The following is a 2,919-nucleotide window of genomic DNA, read 5'->3' as shown; positions in this document are numbered from 1 at the left end:
GGGATGGGGAGCCTAGGGGACTGCCGGGATGTCTTGACCGGAATCGGACAAAAATGGGCTGATTTTGTCCGATTCCGGTAGGGAGGAGAGATTCCCTCAGTCAGCCGAGATAATCGGCCGCGTTCGTCGGGCTGGACGGCACCGCATGGTCCTCGGTCACCGCACCCAGTCCGGACAGATACGCCTCGCGCCCGGCCTCGATCGCGTTCTTGAACGCGCGCGCCATCAGCGGAATATTGCCCGCCGACGCAATCGCCGTGTACGCCATCACCGCATCCGCACCCATCTCCATAGCCTCCGCGGCCTGGCTCGGGCGCCCAATACCGGCGTCAATGATCACCGGCACGTTCGAATTGCGGATAATGACCTCGATGAAATCGCGCGCACGCAGCCCCTTGTTCGAACCGATCATCGCGCCGAGCGGCATCACGCACGCGGCCCCCGCATCCTCCAGGCGCTTCGCCGCGAGCGGGTCCGGGAACATGTACGGCATGACCACGAAGCCCTCCTTGGCGAGGATCTCGGTGGCCTTGATGGTTTCCGCGTTGTCCGGCAGCAAATACTTGGTTTCATGCTCGATTTCGACCTTCACGAAATCCGTCTGGCACACTTCGCGGGCCAGACGCGCGATACGCACGGCCTCCTCGGCGTTGCGTGCGCCGGACGTGTTCGGCAGCATCGTGATGCCCTTCGGAATGTAGTCGAGCAGGTTGTTTTCGGTGGTGCGGCAGCGGCGCAGCGCCATGGTGACGATCTGCGTGCCGGCGTTCTCAATGGTCGCCTTGATGAGGTTCAGATCGTAACGACCGGATCCGAGGATGAAACGGCTGGTGAACTTGTGCCCGCCGAGGATGAGCGGATCGTTGCTGCCGGTGGCGATGTCGTCGTAGGCGTGCGCGTCCGGTTCGGGCAGGATCGCGGTGTTCGTGGCGGTGCCGACCAGCTCGTCGAGCGTGGCGTTCGGCGCGGCTGCGACGTCGGCGGCTGCGGTGGTGATGGTGTTTTCGGTGCTCATCGTTGTGCCTTTCTTGTGGTTGCTTGCGGTTGCTTGTGATTGCTTGTGCTTGCTTGCGATTGCTTGCGATTGGGATTGCGTCTGTTTGCTGGTTCGTGCGTTTGCGCTCACATCCGTTCGCGCGCGCATCCGTCTGCGCGTCCGCGCAAACGCGCGCGAACCGCTTACGCCTCCTCTTCGCCGAGGATCAGACGCGTGATCATATTCGCCTCATGGCAGGCGACCACGCCCACGCGCGGCGCCATCAGCCCGGCTCCCGGCACGGGCGCGGTTTCGCCGTCGCCGCAGAAGTAGAAGTTCTTGGATACCCGGCGCGTGCGCACCAGGTTGGAACTGCGGAATCCGGCCATGCCCGAAGCGCTCACGAGCTTCTTGTCCGGCAGGTTCTCCAGCACGGCGTTGACCAGCATGGTCTTGTTTTCCGGCACGTCGAACGCCTCGCAGATGATGTCTTCGTTCTCGAACAGCGTGGGAACGTTGTCGTCGGTCACCTTGACGGTGTCGATGGTGATTTCGATGAACGGGTTGATTTGGCGCAGGTTCGAGCGCAGCGCTTCGGTCTTGTACTGGCCGAGGTCCTTGAGGAAGTACTGCTGGCGGTTCAGGTTCGTCATGTCGACGCGGTCGAAGTCGATGAGGTGCAGGTGGCCGACGCCGATGCGGGTCAGGGCCACGGCGATGGTGGAGCCGAGGCCGCCGCAGCCGCAGATGGCAACGTGTGCGGCGTCGAGCTTGTCCTGCGTGGCCGCGGTGTGGCGGTCGAGCAAGGCGGCGCGGATCTCCTCGCGGCTGACGAGCGTGGCGGGATCGGGCAGGCTGTCGAACGCCTGCTGGCGTGCGTCGATTTGGGACTGGGTTGCGGATGGTTCAAAAGTCATGGTTCGTTTCCGTTCGTTTCGAATGCGGGTTGGTGGGTTGGTGGTTTGGTGGTTTGTGGTTGGTGATTGATGGGTTGGGGTGGGTGGTGGAGTGGCGAGGTGATGGGCTGGAGGGCTGTGATGATGCGCGTCGAATCGTGATTCGGTATTCAGCACGATTCAGCACGAGTCAGCGCGACTCAGTACGGCCCGGCGCAATGCGGCACAAATCAACACAGCGCGGCACGATTCAGCATGTATCGCACACGCATCACAGCAGATCAGACGGAAGCGTCCAACGTAACGCCGGGCGCTTCCATCAGACCGCCGCAACGCCGAAATCAGCCGCCCTGCACGAAGGTGACGATCTCCACCGTGTCGGTGCCCTTGAGCTGCGTCTGCGCGCGCTTGGTGCGGGGCACGATCTCGCCGTTGAGCTCCACGGCCACGCGGTCGGCGCGGAACCCCTGACGTTCGATGAGCTCGGCGACGCTGATCGGCGTCTCGACGTTCTCTTCCTTGCCATTGATGATCATTGGAATAACCCTTTCATAGTTGTTCCGCAAGCGTTTCTGGCGTTGAGCCAACGGTTGAAGCCAGCGGCTGAATCAGCAGTTGGAACCAACGGTTGAAGCCAGCATCGGAAGCGCTCACGGTACGAAAAAAGGGTCGCGAAGAGAAGCCGTACCCTATGAGGTGGTGCGCCCCTCCGTGACCCTGATCACGCGATATTCGGTTATCGCGAACGGAAGTTTGAGATGCGCCCTGCGGCGCGAACAACCCGTCTCCTTACGGCGGCATTACCCGCATCAAGTCCTCGGTCGAAGTCCTGCGACTCCCTCTCAGCCTTACGGCTCCCGTTCGGTTGTGCCTTCATCTTCGCGCACCCGCGCGACAAGGCGGGTGATGTGTGGGGTGGTGGGTGTGCGATACATGCTGAATCGTGCCGCGCTGTGTTGATTTGTGCCGCATTGCGCCGGGCCGTACTGAGTCGCGCTGACTCGTGCTGAATCGTGCTGAATACCGAATCACGATTCGACGCGCATC

3 protein-coding genes are annotated in these 2,919 nt (G+C 62.2%); all 3 read right to left on the bottom strand.

Translation table 11 applies throughout. The features are described from left to right. Positions 1-100: 100 nt before the first annotated feature. Positions 101-1,015 carry a thiazole synthase gene (locus KIH75_RS09945; protein ID WP_219056543.1) on the bottom strand — a complete coding sequence of 305 codons (915 nt, stop codon included), beginning with the start codon at positions 1,013-1,015 and terminating at the stop codon, positions 101-103. A 164-nt stretch (positions 1,016-1,179) separates the two neighbouring features. Next, a complete protein-coding gene (gene thiF, locus KIH75_RS09940) occupies positions 1,180-1,893 on the bottom strand; it encodes a sulfur carrier protein ThiS adenylyltransferase ThiF (RefSeq protein ID WP_219056542.1) in 714 nt (237 codons plus the stop codon). Positions 1,894-2,213: 320 nt separating this feature from the next. Next, the gene (gene thiS, locus KIH75_RS09935; RefSeq protein WP_219056541.1) at positions 2,214-2,408 is read right to left on the bottom strand and encodes a sulfur carrier protein ThiS; all 195 of its coding nucleotides are present in this window, start codon (positions 2,406-2,408) and stop codon (positions 2,214-2,216) included. Between the last annotated feature and the right edge of the window lie 511 nt (positions 2,409-2,919).

It is taken from the genome of Bifidobacterium pongonis (assembly GCF_019331805.1).
Lineage (GTDB): Bacteria > Actinomycetota > Actinomycetes > Actinomycetales > Bifidobacteriaceae > Bifidobacterium > Bifidobacterium pongonis.
The sequence above is the reverse complement of the archived record's forward strand: the minus strand, read 5'-3'. Positions and strand labels throughout refer to the sequence as shown.

Bases quoted from the DNA above. Each gene is read 5' to 3' on its own strand.
- KIH75_RS09945 (WP_219056543.1), bottom strand. From the start codon at position 1,015: ATGAGCACCGAAAACACCATCACCACCGCAGCCGCCGACGTCGCAGCC.
- thiF (WP_219056542.1), bottom strand. From the start codon at position 1,893: ATGACTTTTGAACCATCCGCAACCCAGTCCCAAATCGACGCACGCCAG.
- thiS (WP_219056541.1), bottom strand. From the start codon at position 2,408: ATGATCATCAATGGCAAGGAAGAGAACGTCGAGACGCCGATCAGCGTC.